The 17,340-nt window shown below is 67.7% G+C and carries 11 protein-coding genes; 5 read left to right on the top strand and 6 right to left on the bottom strand.

Annotation, left to right across the window (positions count from 1 at the left end; genetic code table 11):
• Positions 1-100: 100 nt before the first annotated feature.
• From QFZ53_RS03675 to QFZ53_RS03655, 5 genes are read left to right on the top strand one after another with little or no spacing between them, the layout of a single operon-like run.
• Positions 101-814, top strand: coding sequence for a polysaccharide deacetylase family protein (locus QFZ53_RS03675; RefSeq protein ID WP_307293615.1), 714 nt, complete (start codon positions 101-103; stop codon positions 812-814).
• Positions 804-2,669: a hypothetical protein gene (locus QFZ53_RS03670; RefSeq protein WP_307293613.1), complete on the top strand. Its 1,866-nt coding sequence runs from the start codon at positions 804-806 to the stop codon at positions 2,667-2,669. The genes QFZ53_RS03675 and QFZ53_RS03670 overlap by 11 nt, the downstream gene beginning before the upstream one ends.
• Before the next feature lie 34 nt (positions 2,670-2,703).
• Positions 2,704-3,666 carry an acetylxylan esterase gene (locus tag QFZ53_RS03665; protein ID WP_307293609.1) on the top strand — a complete coding sequence of 321 codons (963 nt, stop codon included), beginning with the start codon at positions 2,704-2,706 and terminating at the stop codon, positions 3,664-3,666.
• Positions 3,667-3,674: 8 nt separating this feature from the next.
• Positions 3,675-5,747 (top strand): alpha-galactosidase, encoded by a 2,073-nt coding sequence (locus QFZ53_RS03660; protein WP_307293606.1) that lies wholly within the window; start codon positions 3,675-3,677, stop codon positions 5,745-5,747.
• 1 nt (position 5,748) lies between these two features.
• Positions 5,749-6,840 (top strand): Gfo/Idh/MocA family protein, encoded by a 1,092-nt coding sequence (locus tag QFZ53_RS03655; protein ID WP_307293603.1) that lies wholly within the window; start codon positions 5,749-5,751, stop codon positions 6,838-6,840.
• A 106-nt stretch (positions 6,841-6,946) separates the two neighbouring features.
• On the opposite strand, the gene QFZ53_RS03650 is transcribed toward QFZ53_RS03655, so the two are convergent.
• From QFZ53_RS03650 to QFZ53_RS03625, 6 genes are all read right to left on the bottom strand, one after another.
• Entirely contained in the window at positions 6,947-8,251 is a 1,305-nt protein-coding gene (locus QFZ53_RS03650; RefSeq protein WP_307293602.1) for an FAD-dependent oxidoreductase, read from the bottom strand.
• A gap of 63 nt (positions 8,252-8,314) precedes the next feature.
• Entirely contained in the window at positions 8,315-9,313 is a 999-nt protein-coding gene (locus tag QFZ53_RS03645) for a carbohydrate ABC transporter permease (protein ID WP_307293601.1), read from the bottom strand.
• Entirely contained in the window at positions 9,310-10,245 is a 936-nt protein-coding gene (locus QFZ53_RS03640; RefSeq protein ID WP_307293597.1) for a carbohydrate ABC transporter permease, read from the bottom strand. The genes QFZ53_RS03645 and QFZ53_RS03640 overlap by 4 nt, the downstream gene beginning before the upstream one ends.
• A 71-nt stretch (positions 10,246-10,316) precedes the next feature.
• Positions 10,317-11,696: an extracellular solute-binding protein gene (locus tag QFZ53_RS03635; protein WP_307293594.1), complete on the bottom strand. Its 1,380-nt coding sequence runs from the start codon at positions 11,694-11,696 to the stop codon at positions 10,317-10,319.
• Positions 11,697-11,785: 89 nt separating this feature from the next.
• Positions 11,786-14,842, bottom strand: a complete 3,057-nt coding sequence (locus QFZ53_RS03630) for an alpha-mannosidase (protein ID WP_307293592.1) — start codon at positions 14,840-14,842, stop codon at positions 11,786-11,788.
• 138 nt (positions 14,843-14,980) lie between these two features.
• On the bottom strand, positions 14,981-17,230 hold the full coding sequence (locus QFZ53_RS03625; protein ID WP_307293589.1) for an FAD-dependent oxidoreductase: 2,250 nt from the start codon (positions 17,228-17,230) through the stop codon (positions 14,981-14,983).
• Between the last annotated feature and the right edge of the window lie 110 nt (positions 17,231-17,340).

Below are 17,340 nucleotides of genomic sequence, written 5' to 3'. Positions count from 1 at the left end.
ATTCCATTAAATTGAAATAGGATGATCCCGAACAACGGCGACCGCAGAAGGGCGAGAACGTGGCACGCACAACCGTCATCGGCGACGGAACGAGTTCCGCATGACCGGCCGGCTCGCGCTCACGTTCGACGATCGTCACGTCGACAACTGGGTCGCAGCCCGCCCTCTTATCGACGCTGTCGACGCACGCGTGACGTTCTTCGTCGTCGAAGCCGATCTGCTCGACCACCGCGAGCAGGCAGGCATCCGCACCCTCCTCGCCGACGGGCACACCGTCGGGTCGCACGGCGCTCGCCACCGCAATGCCGACCAGGCGATCGTCCTCGATGGCCCCACCGCGTACCTCGCCGACGAGATCGACCCGAGCGTCCAGGCCCTTCGCGCTCTCGGCGCCACCGCATCCGCCTTCGCCTATCCGAACTCCCGCCGTGACGAATCGAGTGACGCCGTCCTGCTCCAGCGCTTCAAGCACCTGCGCGGAGGAGGCCCTCGCACCGGCGACCCGATCGCCGCAGCGCACGCCGTCAGCCCGCCCGGTTCAGCTGTGCGCGTCCATCCCGGCCGGGGCATGGACACCGCCCGAGGCGACCACCCGCACCCGGCCGATGCCGACGTGCTGAGCGGGATGCTGCGCCGACTCGCCGACCACGGCGGCACCCTGGTTCTGTACGCGCACGACATCGCTGCTTCGTCCCCAGCGAACCACGTGCATCCCGATCGGCTCCGGCACGTTCTCTCCGAGGCGACCGCTCTCGGCCTGGACCTCGTCGGCATGGACGATCTCCCCCACACCGAAGGACACCGTGAACGCTGAACCCCTCGCCCTCGACGCCGCCCGACGCGGCGGTGACACCGGCTACGACCCTGATCGCGATCTGATCCTCGCCGACGCCACCCCGAACCCGATCCATACGAGGATCGTGAGCGGTCGCGCCCACCGCATCCGCGACAGCCTCGCCTATGTCCTCGCGCTGTGGGAGCTCCATCGCACCGGCGACACCATCGTCGACGGCGAGCAGCGCATCGCTCGCGCCGCACGAGTGCTCGACGAAGTGCTGTCGCTGCAGGACACCGACCCCTCCAGCTCCACCTACGGGCTCTGGGCGTACTGGGCCGAGGAGCCGTTGAGCGAGATGACGCCGCCCGACTGGAACTGGGCCGACTTCCTCGGCGAGTTCCTGTCGTTGATCCTCCTGCGTCATGGCGCAGATCTCGACCCGTCGCTTCGAGAACGGGCACGCGCGGCTCTCGGCCATGCCAGCGCATCGATCATCCGCCGCGACGTCGACCTCGACTACACCAACATCGCGGTCAAGGGTGCGTTCGTCACCCTGGCGGCGGGCCGTGTCCTCGAAGACGACGAGCTGACGGCGTACGGGCGAGAGCGACTGCACCGGCTGCATGCCTCTCTCACCGAGAGCCGCAGCTTTGCCGAGTACAACTCCCCCACGTACTGGCACGTCGTGATGGCCGCGTTCACCGGCATCCGTCAGTACATCGCCGATCCGGAGCTCGTCGACCTCGCCGAGGACCTCGAACGCGTCGCGTGGGAGCATTTCCTCGCACGGTGGCATCCCCCGACCGGCCAACTCGCCGGGCCGATGGCACGCTGCTACGCCACCGACCTGCACCGACGCCCCGGCCCTCTCCTCGTCGTTCAGCGCGTGGCTTCGGACACCTGGCGGTTCTTCGACGAGAGCACGCTGCCGGCCGATGTCCAGGCAGCCCACGACGCTGTGCTCGACTACCGCATCCCCGACGATCTCCGGCCCCTCCTCGACCGCTCGGGAGAATCGCCCACCGTCCGGGAGACGTTCGTCGAGACGCACTACATCCCCGATCAGGTCGCCGGCATCTCGGCTGCAGCGGCGAAGGGACATCCTCCGATCGCGGTGCCGACCGTCGGTACGAGCTGGCAGGAGGGCGCCGCGACCCTCGGGAGCGTCAACTTCGGCGACACCTGGGTTCAGCGACGCCCGCTGCTGGGCTACTGGGCGGAGCCGGGAGACGACCCGTCCGAGGTCGCTGCGATCGCCCGTTATGTCTCGGTCGAAGTCCTCCGCGACGGCCATGGCTTCGCCGGCGGGTCATTCAGCGCGGCGCAGGAGGGCGGCGATGTGCTCTGGTCGCTCAGTTGCGCCACACCTTCCGGCGATGCGCATATCCACCTCGACACGATCCAGGCAGGCGAGGCCGTCCCCACCACGACCCTCACCGTGCGCTTCTCGATCAGAGGGCTCGACGACGCCGACGTGCTGGTCGACGGGTCGCCGCTGGGTGACGCACCTCAGGACGGCGTGCACCACGTCCGAGTCCTGACCCGCGCGATCCGGCTGGAGTGGCTTCTGGCGGCTGCTCGATTCGAGGGGGCCGAGCGCTCCGCACGTGTCGTCCGCGCGGATGACGGCCTCGACATCGACATCGCCTGGGTCGACGGTCGGGAGCCTCTCGACATCGTCTTCACCGACGTCGCCGATGTCTTCGCCTCCGGCCTCGTACGGCTTCGCAACGGCGAGTTGGACGACGCCCGGGTCGCGGTCGAGCACGGTGACGGCGTCATCCTGCTCCGCCGCGAACTCACTGGGGGCGGAGACCTGGCGCTCCTCGCCCCCACGACTCCGGGTTCGCGCCTCGAGCACGCTCTCGTCGCCGCACGCAACCTCCCCTGACGCATCCGCACCGACCCCGAGACCAAGGACAGCAATGGCACAGTTCGACCTCCCTCTCGATCAGCTCGAGACCTACCTCCCCGAGCGTGAGGAGCCCTCCGACTTCGATGCCTTCTGGGCAGAGACTCTGCGCACTTCCCGCGGCCACGGTGAGGCGCAGTTCACCGCCGTGGCCTCGCCGCTGCGCAGCATCCTGGCTGAGGACGTCACCTTCCCCGGCTTCGCCGGTCAGCCGATCAAGGGCTGGATGCTGCGACCGGCCGACGGCGACATCCGCGGGACGGTCGTGCAGTACATCGGCTACAGCGGAGGACGCGGAGTCCCCGAGCAGTGGACACTGCTGCCGAGCGCGGGCTACGCCGTGTTCGTCATGGACAGCCGCGGACAGGGCAACGGCGGGGGCCGCGGCGACACCGTCGACCCCGTGGGCAGTGGACCTCAGGTCGCCGGCCGACTCAGCGCGGGTGTCGAGAGCCCGCAGGACTACTACTATCGGCGGATCTTCACGGATGCCGCGTGCGCGGTCGACGCGGCCCGCAGCCATGACTCCGTCGACCCCGAGCGCGTCGTCGTCGCGGGCGGGAGTCAGGGCGGCGGCATCGCCCTGGCGGCGGCCGGTCTCAGCGATGGTCTCGCCGGCGCGATGATCGACGTGCCCTTCCTCAGCCACTTCCGCCGAGCACTGCGGATCACCGACGCGAATCCGTACAGCGAGCTCACGCGCTACATGCAGACCCGTCGTGGCGAGGAGGAGGACGTCTTCCGGGTGCTCTCCTATTTCGACGGCGTGAACTTCGCCGCACGCGCCACGGCGAAGGCGCTGTTCTCCGTGGCGCTGTGCGACATGGTCTGCCCTCCCTCCACGGTCTACGCCGCGTTCAACACCTATGCCGGCGACGACAAGGAGATGGCGGTGTACCCGTACAACGGCCACGAGGGCGGCCAGTGGAATCAGACGCTCCGCCACCTCGCCTTCCTCGACGACGTCTTCTCGTGAGGGGCGCTGTGACTCTGAACTGGTCCTCCGGCCGTCTCTCCCTGCAGTTCTCCGGCGCCGCTCCCGGTGCCGGGGCACCCGTCGGCCTCTCGAGGCTCGCCCTCGGCGACGGGCAGTCCGCCGTGCGCGACCATCCGCTCGTCGACGTCTTCACCGCCGGCGAGCAGCGCGAGCGCACGAGTCAGGCGTTCGTCCTCTCCGCGGTCGGGCATCGTCTTCGCTACGTCGACCACGATGCGCAGGACGACGTGCTGCGCATCCGCCAGCGCGACACCGTCACCGGCCTGGAAGTGGTCAGCGAGCTCCGGGTCAGAGCGGGTGCTGATGCCGTGCAGTGGAGGCACACCGTGCGCAACGGCGGTGCGCGCGCGATCACGGTCACCGCGATCAGCTCGATCATGATCGAGCTCGCCGACCGCGACGGCGTCGGGCTGCTGTGGGCCGAGAGCGAATGGCTTGCGGAGAACCGCTGGCATGAGCAGGCTCTCGTCGACGCGCTCCCCGGTCTCGGACTCGCCGCACACGGTCAGGACGCCCGCGGTCGCTTCGTGCGCTCGAGCCACGGGTCCTGGTCTTCTGGCGAGTACCTCCCCGTCGGGGTGCTCGCCCGCAGCGGTGGCCCCTCACTCGCCTGGCAGATCGAGACGAGCGCAGGATGGAGCTGGGAGCTCGGTCAGACGCAGGCCTCGGTGATCCTCAGCGCGAGCGGCCCGAGCGATCTCGAGCATCAGTTCGCCGAGCGCCTCGAACCTGGAGCGGAGTTCACATCGGAGCCCGCCGGTCTCGCCATCGCCGCCGGCGGACGAGATGACGCGTTCGCCGCGCTCACCCGCTACCGGCGCACGCTGCGCGAACTCCGTCCGGTGGATCGCGGGTTGCCCGTCATCTACAACGACTACATGAACACGCTCGACGGCCAGCCCTCGTCCGCCGCGCTGCTGCCTCTGATCGAGTCGGCCGCCGAGGCAGGAGCGGAGTACTTCTGCATCGACGCCGGCTGGTTCACCGACGCCACCGACTACTGGTCGGCGATCGGCGTCTGGGAGGAGGCGCCCAGCCGGTTCGCCGGGGGTCTCGCCGAGTTGATCGACACGATCCGCACCCGCGGGATGCGGCCCGGTCTCTGGCTCGAACCCGAGATCGTCGGCGTCGACTCCCCCGCCGCGAGCACTCTGCCGGAGGAAGCGTTCTTCCAGCGGATGGGCGAGCGGGTGGTCGAGGCGCATCGGTACCACCTCGACCTGCGGCACCCCGCGGCGCGCGCGCACGTGGACGAGGCGATCGACCGGCTCGTCCGCGACTTCGGCATCGACTACATCAAACTCGACTACAACATCAACCCGGGCGTCGGCACGGATCGAGACGCGGCCGGCGCCGGTGCCGGGCTTCTCGGCCACACCCGCGCTCTGCGCGAGTGGCTGCTCGACGTCCAGGCTCGGCATCCGGAGCTGCTCGTCGAGAACTGCGCCTCAGGGGCGATGCGCATGGACTACGCCCTGCTCTCGGTTGCGCACCTGCAGTCCACCAGCGACCAGCAGGACTTCCGGCTCTATCCGGTCATAGCCGCGGCCGCGCCCGCCGCGGTCCTCCCCGAGCAGGCGGCGAACTGGGCGTACCCCGCCACCTCGATGAGCGACGCCGAGACGGCGTACTCGCTGATCGGCGGCATCGCCGGACGCATGATGCTCTCCGGATTCCTCCACGAGCTGCGCCCAGCGCAGCAGCGGCTGGTGCACCAAGCCGTCGCGCTGCAGAAGACGTGGCGAGAACGGCTGGCGAGCTCCGACCCGATCTGGCCGCTGGGTCTGCCCGGATGGGACGCAGACGTGATCGCCCTGGCGCTGCGCGCTGGCGCGGCTGATCCCGACGCCCCTGACACGATGCTCGCCGTCTGGTCGCGAGGAGACGCGCAGCGCGTCGTGCTGTCGGGCCTCGAGCCTGAAGCCGTCGAGTGCGTCTTCCCTGCGGATGCCGACGACTGGGCCCCCGCGATCGACGGCGGCGACCTCGTGATCGAGGTGCCCGCGGGCCACTCCGCACGGATCTTCGCCGTGCATCGCAACCGAGAGAACCGAGGCTGACTTGTCCCCTTCGCCTGCCGCACCGCTTCGCACTGTGCTCGTCGGCGCCGGCGGCATCGCCGATGCTGTGCACATGCCATCGATACGGGAGATCGGCGACGAGCTCATCGTCGTCGACACGGTGGTCGAGATCGACGATGACCGCCGTACCGCCTTCGCAGAGAAATGGGGCGTTCCCCACCGCACCTCGTCTCTCGATGACGCCCTCGCCCGGCATCCCGACCTCGTGATCCTCTGCACCCCGCCGTCGTTGCACCGTGACCAGGTCATGGCCTGCCTCGACGCCGGCGTGACCGTCTGGTGCGAGAAGCCCCCGGCGCTGAGTCTCGCCGACTATGACGCGATGACGGCGGGAGAGCGCGACGGAGGTCCGTGGGCGCCGATCGTGTTCCAGCAGCGCTATGGCTCCGGTGCTGAACACGCCCGCACCCTGCTCACGTCGGGTGCCCTCGGCCGCCCGCTGATCGCGCACTGCCAGACCACCTGGTTCCGCGACGAGGACTACTTCGCGGCGCCGTGGCGAGGCAGCTTCTCCGGCGACGGTGGACCGATCATGGCGCTCGGCATCCACCAGATCGACCTCCTGCTCACGCTGCTCGGCGACTGGGAGCAGATCTCGGCACAGATCGCCCGACGCTCACGGGACATCGAGACCGACGACGTCGCGACCGCCTGGGTGCGCTTCGCCGACGGCACGCTCGTGACGATCGCCAACAGCGCTGTCTCGCCTGCTCAAGAGAGCCACCTCCGTATCGATGCCGAGAAGGCGACAGTCGAGCTCACTCACCTCTACGGCTACGACAACGACGACTGGCGGTACACACCGGCCCCCGGCGTTCCGGAGACCGAGGCGGCCACGTGGCGGAACGGGCTTCCGAACGAACGGAGCACGCACACTCCCCAACTGCGGACGCTGGTGGCGGACGTCCTGGCAGGTCGACGTCCGCAGGCGAGTGGCGACGACGGACGGAAGGCGCTCGAACTCGTGACGGCCCTGTACAAGTCCGCACTGACGGGGCAGATCATCCGGCGCGGGAGCATCGGCGACGGGGACCCCTTCTATGCCGCGTTGAACGGCGGCATCAGCTTCTGACCGGATCCGCAGAGGCGCTGCGCGGCCAGCTGTGCCGGCTGGCTCCGGTCGCACGCCGACGCCGCCGTCGCTCCGCACGCCGACTCGGTGGTGGGCATCTCGTCCGTCAGACCACCGGAACGATCGCCCCGTGCTCGCGGAGGAGGCCGCGCAGCGATTCGAGCGGCACCTCGTCGACTGCGACATCGAGCCGTGCGGCCAGAGCCGCCGCGGCGCCCGCGGCCTGGCCGGTCGCCATCGCGGTCGCCTGCACGCGGTACGCCGAATTGGCCTCCTGATCACCCGCGATGCATCGGCCGGCAACGACGATGTGCCGATTCTCGCGCGGCACCATGGCGGAGAGCGGGATCGTAGCCACCCGCCCTTGCTCCAGGTAGGTCTTCGCGATGCCGTCGCCGTCAGGACGATGGATGTCGATCGGATAGTAGCTGTAGCAGACGGCGTCCTCCCAGACCTTGCCGCTGAGATACTCGGCGCCGGAGAGCCGGTGAATCCCGTCGATCGTCATCGACTCGCGCACGCCGGCCTCGACCGCACCGTATGTCACAGTCAAGCCCTCAAGCCCGGGGAGCGGCTTCAGGAAACGGTATATGCGAAGGAGCGCGGCGCGGGCATCGATCTCGGCCCGGGTGCGCCCGGCGCTCGTCGAGCCGTCGATGCCGGGAAGGTGGATCGCATTCTCGCCGTGCTTGCGCAGGAAGGGTTCGAGCACGTGGCCCGATGAGCCGAAGTCGGCAGCGCGGATGAGGCCATCCGCGAGCGCCCGATCGTAGATGTCGTCGAGTGCTCGATAGTCGAGTGCGTCAGGATAGTAGCCGCCGAACAGCACCGCGAGCGTACCCGGCTGGCGGGCGTCATTGCGATGCCTCGCGAGCCCGGCAAGACCAGTGGCATCGGCATCACCCGAGCAGTCGACGATGCGAGCGGCCCGAAGTCGCTCCAGACCGTCCTTGCCGCAGATGGTGGCGTCCCAGTGCGTCCCTGACCAGGAAAGCTCGGCGAGCATCGTATGCAGCCGCAGATCGACTCCCGCAGCATCCACCGCCTCGCTGAGGATCGCCGAGTACAACGGAACATTCACCCGGATCTGAAGACGCCAGTGCGGCAGGTCCACTCGAGTGAAGTCGGGCAGCTGCTCGCCAGCGAGCCGCACGGTCTCGCTGACCAGCTCCCAGCCGATACCGGCGATGACCTGTTCGCCCCACGCATGAAAAAGACCGGGGAAGTTGATCCCGGCGACGGTCGTCGTGCCGCCCAGCGAACCGTTCTTCTCGATGAGCATCGTGCGCGCCCCTGCGCGGGCCGCCTGGATGGCGGCCACTGTGCCTGCCGGCCCGCCGCCGACCACGAGTACGTCGATGTCATTCGTGTCGGCTCCCGCGCTGCGGGTCGCTGAAGGTCGGTTCGTCATCAGTGGATCTCCTGCCGGATCGAAACTTCGGGGTTCATCGAGCAGCGGAGCAGTTGCCCACGCTCAGCCCTTGATCGCGCCGGCCTGGCCGGCGCTCTTGAGGAATTGCTTCTGGAAGATGAGGAACAGCACCACCGGCAGGATCACCGAGATGAACATTCCTGCCATGAGCAGACTCATCTCGGCACTGGCGGTGATCTTGTAGAGGCCTACCGAAAGGGGCTGCAACGCCGGGCTGGGGAGCACCAGGAGCGGCCAGAGGAACTCCTTCCATGCGCCGATGATCGTTATCAACGACGTCACCCCGATGATCGGCTTCGACATGGGCAGCACGATCCGCCAGAAGATCTGGATCGGACCGGCGCCGTCGATCTTCGCGGCCTCGAACACGTCTTTCGGCAGACTGTCGAAGAAGCGCGACACCAACAGCACGTTGAACGCGTTCGCCGCCGACGGCAGCCACACCGCCCAGAACGTGTTGATGAGGTTCCAGTGCAGCAACGGCATGTCGAGCACGGTCACGTACTGCGCGATGAGCGAGACGATGCCGGGAATGAACAAGGTCGCAAGCACGGCGCCGTTGACGATCTTTGCGTACTTCGGCTTCAGAACAGATAGGCCGTAGGCGCCGGTGAGAGCAACCAGCATCCCGAAGAACCAGGTGCCCAATGCGATCCATACCGTGTTGATCAGATAGCGACCGACATCGACCTTGAACCAGGCGTCGACGAGGTTCGCCCACTGGATGCCGCTCGGCCACCAGCCGAACGGCTCCCGCAGGATGTCCTGCGATGTCGACAGCGCCGCCTTCGCCAGCCACAGCAGCGGGCCGGCGGAGATGATGATCAGCACCCCGATCAGCACCACATTGAGGATGCCGAGCCCGATGCGCACCCTGCGGTTTCTGCGGTCGAGATCGGAGATGTTGGTGCGGTCCTGCTGATCCGGCTCCTTGCGGCGTCGGCGTCGCGGGTTCACGGTGTGATCGGTTTTCCGTCCTGTGACGACTGCCTCGGTGGTGGGAGCAGCCTCGTCTAGGGAGGCGGGGAGTATGCGGGTCATGACTTGCTCCAGCTCCGGGTAAGACGCAGATAGATCGCAGACACCGCTGTGAGAACGACCGCGAGCAGAAGACTCAGCGCCGTCGCCTTGCCGTAGTCTCCCTGCAGGAACGCGTAGTTGTAGATGAGCATCAGCACGGTAGTCGTGCGGTTCACCGGGCCACCGCCTGTCATCACGAACGGTTCGGTGAAAACTTGCATGGTGCCGATGATCTGAAGCAGCAGCATGAGCAGCATGATGCTGCGCATCTGAGGAAGAGTGATGTGCCAGAAACGGCGGAGCACCTTCGCCCCGTCCATCTCGGCCGCCTCATAGAGCTCCGACTGGATCGACATGAGCGCCGCGAGATAGATGATCGTCGACTGACCGAATCCGGCCCACGTGGCCTGGAGCACGATCGACGGCATGGCGCTGTCGCCGTTCTGCAGCCAGGGTAAGGGACCTGCACCGAAGATGCCGAAGATCGCGTTGAAAAGACCGTCCGGTGACGGATCGTAGAACTGCTTCCACAGCAGCACAGACACCACCGGCGGGATGATCACCGGAAGATAGACGAGCACGCTGGCGACCTGTCGTGTGCGCCGGAGTTCGGCCATGAACGTGGCGAGCAGAATCGGCACCGGGAAGCCGATGAGCAGTGCCAGCGTCGCGAACCAGATGGTGTTGAGCACCGCCGTGCCGAGGAGAGGGTCGGCGAGCACCCGTTCGAAGTTGTTCAGACCGACCCAGGTGGGCTCTGTCACGAGGTTCGTCTTCTGCAGTGCCATCACGAGGCTGCGCAGGATCGGCCACCAGGCGAAGTAGCCGAAGGTGAACAGCAGAGGCACGAAGAACAGGAACGTCGTGATGCCGCCTCCGCGTACCCACGATGCCACTCGGGAGCCCAGCGGGCGGGTTCGCCGGCGCTGAGCGGCGGTCGGCACTTCAGTCATGCGGACGATCCTCTCGGAAGGAAGTGGGTCCGGTGCGGAGGGGCGAACGTGCCCCTCCGCACCGGAGGATTTCAGCCGGCGTCGACGAGCGCCTGAACGGCGGTCTGCGCGTCGGCGAGCAGCTTGTCGATGTCGGCGTTCTCATCGGTCAAGACCGCCTGCACGATCGGGTCGAGCGCGGCGTAGGTCTCCTGCGCCTTGATCGACGGTTCGGCGACGATCGGCAGGTCGGAGGTCAGATACGCCTCGTAGTTGCTGCGATCGACGTTGATGTACTCGTCGATCCATCCGAGGAACTTCTCGTATGCCTCTGCGCTCACGATCGGAACCTCGGGGGCGCCGACCGGTTTGCCGTCGGCGGCCTGGGCTGAGAACAGCGTGACCGCAGCGTCCTCGTCGACGTACTTGTTCAACCAATAGAACTCGGTCCACTTCAGCGCGGCGGCGATCTCGTTCGCGGTCGCCTTCGGGTTGAACCACTGAATCGCGCCGCCGCCCAGGGCGCCCAGGCCCTTCGCACCCTGGGGCATCGGGGCGATGCCGATGTCCTCGCCCGACATGCCGCGGTTGACGACCAGATCGGCGTACAGCGAGCCGTTGATCGTCTGTCCGACGCTTCCGCCGGCGAACTCGTTGCGGATGTCGTCGCCGCTGAGCAGGAAGTTCGCGCCGGCAGCGCCAGCGTCCCAGCGCACATCGTGCAGAAGCTGCAGCGACTTCTTCATTCCGTCGGTGTCGATGGTCACCTTGACCTTGTCGCCGTCGACCTCCTGCACGAGCGAGCCGTTCGAGTACGACATCGTGGTGAGCAGCCAGCCGCCGGTGTTCTCGGTGGTCGGGATGATGAACCCTGTCTTGCCCGTCTTCTCGGTGATGATCTTCGCGTTCTCCAGAACGCCTTCCCAGTCGGCCGGCGGGCTGTCCGGGTCGAGACCTGCCTCCTCGTAGAGGGCACGGTTGTAAGTCAACGCCATGCTGTACGCCTGGCGAACGATGCCGTACTGGCGGTCGTCCGCGGTGACGGCGCTCGCCAGTTCGGGGTTGAGCTCCGACAGCACCTTGCTGTCGGAGGTGTAGTCGGTGATGTCCGCTGCCTGGCCGCGCTCGATCAGCGCCTGCATGTCGGTGAACGGAATCGCCAAGGTCGTCGGCGCGGTCCCGCCGACGAGCAGCGCGTTGAAGCTCGACGGGTCGTAGCGGGTCTCTTCGCCCTTGACCGTGATGTTCGGGTAGAGCTTCTCGAAATCCTTGACCCGCTCGTTGAACGTATCCAGCGACGCGGCCTGATCGGCGGTCGGCATCTCGCCGACGGTGATCGTGACCTCGGCGTCGGGATCGACTGCTGCCGCAGTGTCTTCCGGCGTCGTCGCGCCGGAGCATCCGGCAAGGGTGACACCGACGACTGCGACTGCGGCGGCGAAGCCGAGAGCACGCTTCTTACGTACCTGCATGACTGCTACTCCTTCGTAGTGGGCTGTGCGCCCGGGTGGTACATCTCTTGGTTCTCCGCGACGTGCCAGCCTAAGGCACCCCGCGGCTCTCACTGCTCCTGCGGCACCTCCCTCGGAAGTCGCAGGGTGAGGAGCTGGAACGGGCGCAGGGTGATGCACGCTCCAGAGGCTGTGAAGGTCGATCCGACGGGCGGTTGGACATCTCTTTCGAGCAGGTCGACGGTACGGATGCTGCCGATCCCGGCGACGTCGAACGCGATGTCTGTGGTGGCCCTGGTGCCCTCTGATTCGTACAGACGGACGATGAGGTCGCCGCTGCGGTCCTCGGCGAGCTTCACCGATTCGACGCGCACAGCGGGGTGCGAGACGCGGACCAGCGGGGCGACATCGCGCGTTCCGAAAGCGGTGCGCACCGGCAGATTCTGGCGGTACCCCTCGTCGACGGCCTCGCGGATGCCGGCACCGGGACGGATCGCGACCTGCAGGTGGTGGCGGCCGAGGTCGGCCTCGGGGTCGGGGAACACGGGCGCGCGCAGCAGAGACAGGCGCACGGTGGTCGTGCTGCCCCCGTCGGCCCTGGTGGCGCGCGAGACGTCGTGGCCGTAGGTGGACTCGTTCGCGATCGCGACGCCGTACCCGGGCTCAGCGACGTGGATCCATCTGTGGGCGCTGATCTCGAAGCGAGCGGCATCCCATGACGTGTTCGTGTGCGTCGGGCGGAACACGTGCCCGAACTGCGTCTCTGCGGCTGACCGGTCGGCGTGCACGTCCAGCGGGAAGGCGAGCTTGAGTAGCTGCCGCCTCTCCCGCCAATCGATGTCGAAGTCGAGTTCGAGGCTCGCGGCACCCGAACGGAGCCGCAGCGTCTCGACCAGACGGGAGTCGCCGAACACCCGCTCGACCACGACGGCGACGCCATCGTCTTCGTGCGCTGCATGGATCGACTCGACCTGATCGAGGTCGACGCCTGAGCGACGGTAGTGCTCGTCGATATCCCAGGCGTCCCACTTGTTGGGGATGTCGCGGAAGAGCTGGAGGAGGTTCCCCGCAGCGCCGGGGGCGATCGACTCGCGTCCAGAGGCGGCATCCACGAGAGATACGAGCAGGCCGCGCTCATCGATCACCGCGCGCACGACGCCGTTGTCGAGGATGAACGTCCCGTTCTCCTCCTGCACAGTGGGCGTCGGCGACGTCGCGTCCGCAGCCGCGATGCCCAGCGCGGCGACGCCGTGGTCGCTCTGCGGACGGGGGTTGAGCGTCAGCATCCGCTCACCGTCTCCGACCAACGCGGCCACGGATTCTGCGATGATCCGTTCCGCGCTGTCGGCGACCTCGGCGTACATGCGCTCGACGTCCTGGTAGACCCAGGCGATCGAGCATCCGGGGAGCACATCGTGGAACTGGTTCAGCAGCACCGTGTGCCAGCTGTTATCCAGCTCGGCATAGGGGTACTCGACGCCTTCGCGGATCGCCGCGGTCGCGGCCCACAGTTCCGCCTCGCGCAGCAGGTGCTCGCTGCGACGGTTGCCCTGCTTGGTCTGGTGTTGCGAGGTGAGCGAGCCTCGGTGCAGTTCGAGATACAGCTCGCCCGACCACACGGGCGGATCCGGGTACTCCGCCTCCACGCGTTCGAAGAACCTCTGCGGCGAGTCGATCGTGACCGTAGGCGAGCCCTCCAGCGACCGCAGTCGCGCCGCTGCGGCGATCATCTCGCGGGTCGGGCCGCCACCGCCGTCGCCCCAGCCGAAGGGGATGAGCGACACCGTCGACGAACCCGCCTCACGGAAGCTGCGTTCGGCGTGAGCGACCTCCGCACCCGAGAGCTCGGAGATGTAGGTGTCGGCCGAGGGGAAGTGGGTGAGGATGCGGGTGCCGTCGATTCCCTCCCACAGGAAGGTGTGGTGCGGCATCTGATTGGTCTGGTTCCAGGAGATCTTCTGGGTGACGAACCACTTCGATCCGCTCGCCGCGATGATCTGCGGGAGGGCTGCGGAGTAGCCGAAGGTGTCGGGCACCCAGACCTCCTGGGTGTCGACGCCGAACTCCTCCAGGAAGAAGCGCTTGCCCGCCACGAACTGCCGCGCCATCGCCTCACCACCCGGCATGTTGATGTCGGGCTCGACCCACATTCCGCCGACCGGGATGAACTGCCCGGTGGCGACCTTCTCCTTGATGCGGCCGAAGAGCGCGGGGTAGTGCTCCTTGATCCATGCCAGCTGCTGCGCCGACGAGCACGCGAAGCGGAACTCGGGGTGCTCGTCCATCAGCGCCACGACGTTCGAGAACGTACGCGCGCACTTGCGGATCGTCTCGCGGAACGGCCACAGCCAGGCGGAGTCGATGTGCGCATGCCCGATCGCGACGATGTCATGGCTCGAGGCGTGCGCAGGGCTGGCCAGCACCTCGGCGAGCGCGGCTCGCGCCGCATCCGCCGTGCCCGCGATGTCGGCCGGGTCGGCGATGTCCATCATGCGCTCCAGAGCACGCAGGATGCGGTGGCGACGGGGGTTCTCCGGGCTGAGCTCGCGCATCAGGCCGTCGAGCGTCCAGACGTCACGGGTGAGCGCCCACACGGTCTCGTCGAGCAGGCCCACCGCGAACTCGCGCAGCGTGTAGAGCGGGGCGTCCGGAGCGGTGTCGCGGGAGCCGAACGGCGTCGGCAGGAAGTCGTAGTCGCCGGCGACGTCAGGGTTCGCTGCGGCCTCGACGAACACGTCCACCTCGCTGCCGGCAGCGCCGGTCCACGGCAGGTAGGCGGCGCGAGGGGAGACGGCCTTGAGGATCGTCCCGTCGGGCAGATAGCCGAGGCCTTCAGCCTGGAAGCCGGGGCGATCGCCGAAGAATCCGAGGTCCACGACCACTTCGATCCTGGTCGCAGCGGGGAGGCGGCCCTGCTCGTCGAACCAATCGGCGGGGACTGCGCCGACGCCACGGAACCAGACAGTCGACCATGGGCGCCCCCATTGATGGGGCACGACGACAGGTGCGTAGGAGGCGGCGAGCGCCTCGGCGGCGGGTACGGGCTCGCCCGGGACCTCCCAGGTCGACACCTGCAGCGGGCTCACCCGGCGGTACAGCGCGGGAGTGAGGAACTCCGCGACGAATCGCTCGAGGCGAGCCTCGGTGATGAGCCTGTTGTCGTGCACGGATGTCCCTCTTCGTCGAAGCCTTCAGCGGAGCTCTGATCGTCGACACCGACGGGGCTCCTGCGTTGCTCACACGCTAATTCAACTTGATTGACTTTGTCAAGAACGGGGTTGTCGCGCCCGTGACCTTGCCGTCGATCAGTCGCGGAACACCCGCACCGCTGCGATCATCGCGTGAGCGTCGCCGTTGGTGGCGGTGACGACCACACGCACGGCGCTCGCCTCGACCGACCGGGTCAGCGCGTGCACTCGCCGGCGCATGCGGTTCCCCGCCACCTGGTCGACCGCGACCCATGCCGCGCCCTGCTCGACCTCGATGCGGTAGTCGCGCACGAGTTCGGGCATCACGAGGAACGGTGTGCGGTGGTGGTGCAGGTTGACGATGTCCTCATCGACGTCGTCATTGAAGATCAGCTCGATCCGACCGATGACCTGACGCTCCGCCCACCGCAGCTCGACCCACTCCTCCACGCCGTCTCGCATCGGCGCCGACGCCCACAGATTCGGCCCGTCGAACGGGCGCGCCAAACCTCCGACGACCTTCTGCGCGCCGTACGCGGTCGTCGCGGGCTCGACGGAGAACCGCGGCGAGCGCCTCCGCAGCTCGACCGCCGACCACGCGTTCGTCTGCGGCGAGTCCTGGACCAGGCCCGGCTCGCGGCTCAGCAGTGCAAGGACGCCGTAGGGCGGCCGCTCCGCGCCGACGCGGATCGAGAGCGCCGGATCACGGCGGATGACGACGAGCACGTCGCCAGGCTCGTCAGGGACGTGATCCACACGCACCTCCAGCGGACCGCGACCCACCGGCACCGCGAGATCCTGCGCCGAGAGACGTTGGACCGGGATGTGATTCAGTCCGCTTCCCGCGCCCCACGTCTCGACCGTCGCGATGGTCTCGGCTGTCGCCTCCAGCTCGATACGCAGGACATCCAGTCGAGGGTCGACGGGCAGCAGCAGAGCGAAGTCGGCGTCGGCCAGCGATACGGTGGCATCCGCGTCGCGGTCACCTGCATCCGTGGTCGACAGTTCGGTCAGCGTCGACGATGCGGTCGCCGTCGCCGTGAGAGCGAGGTCCCGATCGTCACGCCAGGGCACGCCGAGGATCGAGGCGTCCTGGCGCACGAGGGTCGACTGCAGGTCCTCTCGGCGGTCCTCGAGGAGGCGTCGCGGCGACAGGCCGTGTCGCACCGCGAGAGCCGCTCCGGTTCCAGCCGCTTCGCCGGTCACGGCACAGGTCGCCATCACCCTCGTGGTCCCGAATGCCACATGGCTCGCCGAGATGTCGCGTCCGGCCATGAGCATGTTCGAGACGTTGACCGAGTACAGCGAGCGGAAGGGGATCTCGTAGAGGCCAGGACCGTGCAGATGTATGGAGCCCGCGGTATCGGAGTAGACGCCACCTGGAGGGTGCAGATCGATCGACCAGCCGCCGAAGCCGACGGCATCGTCGAACCGGGTCTGGTCGAGGATGTCCTGTTGAGTGAGCACGTGGTCGCCGACGAAGCGGCGGTACTCGCGCTTGCCGGGGATGGACCCCACCCACTCGAGGGTGAGCGTCTCGGCGTCGAACTCCCCCGAGTTCTTGATGTGGTCCCAGATGCCGAACACCACGCCCCACAGCTCGTCGCGGATCGCCTCGTTGTCATCGACCGCGTCGAGCTGACCGCCCCACTCGATCCACCAGTAGTCGCAGCCGTTCATCGCGGTGTCGATATGACGATGGATCGGGATGCCGGCGGCGGCGATGTCCTTCGTGATGCCCGGCGGCACGAAACGCACCGGCTCCCCCGCATCCTTCGTATAGAAGAGGATCGTGCTGCCGAGCATGTCGTCGTCGGCGGTCTCCGGAGCCCAGGGCTCGCCGTGGATGCCGCGGTCCTCTCGACCCGTCATGAAGCGCGCTCCGGCGAGGAATCCGACGAGTCCGTCACCGGTGCAGTCGATGAACATCGGCGCCTCGAAGCGGATCAGCTTCTCGGATCCTGTCTGCCAGCCCGTCACCGAGCGGATGCTCCGATCGTCCTCAGGACCGTCTGCCTCGACGTCGCGCACGTCGGTGTTGAGGAACAGGGAGATGTTCTTCTCGGCGCGGACCAGGTCCAGGAGCACGTGGTCCCAGAGGATCGGATTGCCTTCAGGGTTGCGCCATTGGTTCTCGAGGAACAGCTCGCCCATGATGCCGGTCTCGCGCGCGAACTTCTGCGCGCCGTGCGCGGTGCCCCCGACGATCCACACCCGGATCTCGCTGGAGGAGTTGCCCCCGAGAACCGGCCTGTTGTTGACGAGCGCGACCCGGGCGCCGTTCCGCGCTGCGGCGACGGCGGCGGCCACGCCGGCCGGTCCACCCCCGATCACGACGACGTCGACGTGCTTCGTGAGTTCCTGCATCGCGGTGCGACCTCTCCCGTCATCGCGGCGATCATAACCGCCACGCACTAATTCTACACTCTAGACAAAGTCGGAAAAGGGGGCCCGGCCGTAGCCGGACCCCCTCGACG

The sequence above is a fragment of the Microbacterium natoriense genome (assembly GCF_030816295.1).
GTDB classification, from domain to species: Bacteria; Actinomycetota; Actinomycetes; order Actinomycetales; family Microbacteriaceae; genus Microbacterium; species Microbacterium natoriense_A.
This window is presented reverse-complemented; position numbering and strand designations above follow the sequence as displayed.

Bases quoted from the DNA above. Each gene is read 5' to 3' on its own strand.
- QFZ53_RS03675 (WP_307293615.1), top strand. From the start codon at position 101: ATGACCGGCCGGCTCGCGCTCACGTTCGACGATCGTCACGTCGACAAC.
- QFZ53_RS03665 (WP_307293609.1), top strand. From the start codon at position 2,704: ATGGCACAGTTCGACCTCCCTCTCGATCAGCTCGAGACCTACCTCCCC.
- QFZ53_RS03650 (WP_307293602.1), bottom strand. From the start codon at position 8,251: ATGACGAACCGACCTTCAGCGACCCGCAGCGCGGGAGCCGACACGAAT.
- QFZ53_RS03645 (WP_307293601.1), bottom strand. From the start codon at position 9,313: ATGACCCGCATACTCCCCGCCTCCCTAGACGAGGCTGCTCCCACCACC.
- QFZ53_RS03640 (WP_307293597.1), bottom strand. From the start codon at position 10,245: ATGACTGAAGTGCCGACCGCCGCTCAGCGCCGGCGAACCCGCCCGCTG.
- QFZ53_RS03635 (WP_307293594.1), bottom strand. From the start codon at position 11,696: ATGCAGGTACGTAAGAAGCGTGCTCTCGGCTTCGCCGCCGCAGTCGCA.
- QFZ53_RS03625 (WP_307293589.1), bottom strand. From the start codon at position 17,230: ATGCAGGAACTCACGAAGCACGTCGACGTCGTCGTGATCGGGGGTGGA.